This is a genomic window from Mycobacterium sp., from assembly GCF_036488105.1.
Taxonomy (GTDB): Bacteria; Actinomycetota; Actinomycetes; order Mycobacteriales; family Mycobacteriaceae; genus Mycobacterium.
In genome coordinates this window covers 1-1694 of sequence record NZ_DASXHW010000092.1, presented here as the reverse complement: position 1 = coordinate 1694, position 1694 = coordinate 1, and the positions used below count along the sequence as shown (strand labels likewise).

At 61.4% G+C, this 1694-nt stretch carries 1 protein-coding gene; it reads left to right on the top strand.

Annotated elements, in window-relative coordinates; all coding sequences use genetic code 11:
* The first annotated feature begins 86 nt into the window (after nt 1–86).
* The gene (locus VGH54_RS05130) at nt 87–1310 is read left to right on the top strand and encodes an ISAzo13 family transposase (protein WP_331510860.1); all 1224 of its coding nucleotides are present in this window, start codon (nt 87–89) and stop codon (nt 1308–1310) included.
* Nucleotides 1311–1694: the final 384 nt, after the last annotated feature.

The following is a 1694-nucleotide window of genomic DNA, read 5'->3' as shown; positions in this document are numbered from 1 at the left end:
AGGGCATGTCCGGAAATTACCGAATCAGCTTTTGAGAGAGTAAAATATAGGTTTACAACCGAACATCCATACCATATGTTGTGGTGGTGATCGATGTTGAACCCATCAGGGAGCGGTTTTCCACGGTAGCGCCGTTTCTCGACGAACGGGGCCGTCGCCTGGTCGCGGCGGCGGAGGCGTTTGCTGCGGGTTATGGTGGCATTGCCGCGGTCGCGATGGCAACCGGCATGGCGCCGAGCACGATCGGGCGGGGTCTGAAGGAATTGGCGCACGACGAACCGTCGGAGCGAGTTCGGCGGCCGGGGGCGGGACGCAAACCGGCGACTGTCAAGGACCCGACATTGATCGCGGATCTCGAGGCGCTGGTCGAACCGACGACGCGGGGGGATCCGGAATCGCCGTTGCGGTGGACCTGCAAAAGCGTGCGACGACTGGCCGAAGCGCTGCAGCAGCAGGGCCACCAGGTGAGCCGCACCCTAGTGGCCGAATTGCTCAATGCAACGGGTTACAGCCTGCAAGGAAACCGCAAGACCAAGGAGGGTGACAGCCACCCTGACCGGGATGCGCAATTCGCCCATATCAACACCCAAGTGGCCGCGGCTTTGGCCGAGCAGCAGCCAGTGATCTCGGTCGACACCAAGAAGAAGGAACTCGTCGGCGATTTCCGTAACAATGGCCGCGAGTATCGACCGCAAGGGTGTCCGGAAGAGGTCCGGGTGCACGACTTCCTAATCAAGGAACTCGGCCGAGCGGTGCCCTATGGCGTCTATGATCTGGCCGCGAATGCCGGGTGGGTGAGTGTCGGCGTCGACCATGACACAGCCGCCTTTGCGGTCAACAGCATCCGCCAGTGGTGGCTCACAGTCGGTCGGGCACGCTATCCCGAGGCAACCCGATTACTGATCATCGCCGATGGAGGCGGCAGCAACGGCTCGCCGGTGCGGCTGTGGAAACGCGAACTCCAGAAGCTGGCCAACGAACTCGGCCTCGACATCGTGGTCAGCCACCTGCCGCCCGGCACCAGCAAGTGGAACAAAATCGAGCACCGCCTTTTCTCCTTCATCAGCCAGAACTGGCGTGCCCAACCCCTCGTCAGCTATCGGGTGATTGTCGAGCTGATCTCGGCCACCACCACCAAAACCGGCCTCACCGTGCGCTGTGAACTCGACACCGGCCTATACCCCAGCGGCATTGTCGTGTCCGACGCCGAGATCGCCGCCCTCAACCTCAAACGGGCCGAGTTCCATGGCGAGTGGAACTACACCATCTCACCGAACACCTATCCGCCAAATTGCGCGTTTATTTCCTGACGAGCCCTTAGTTCTCTTAGCCATGCTATCCTTCTCGGCGCGGAGCTTCTCTCCGACTTGGGCATTGGTGAGTTTGCCGCGGGAATCAATGAGCGCCGTGACGGCGGGATCTCCCCACAATTCCATCGCAAGGGGCAGATCCTCGAGCTGCCATGGCCGCGCCACAAGGCGCTCGGTCCTGAATTTTTCCGATTCCGTCATGATCGCCGCCGAGAATAGCCCTATTTCTGAGCTTCATATTGATACCGTCGCAACTGGGACCGGGAGTTCGAATCCGGCTTGCTCCAGCGGCGAGTCACGAGCGAACCGGGAAGGCGCTGGCGGTCGATCCCCAGTCGATCGAGGCGCACCGCTGGCACAGGTAGCGCCTGCTCAGCGTTCGGG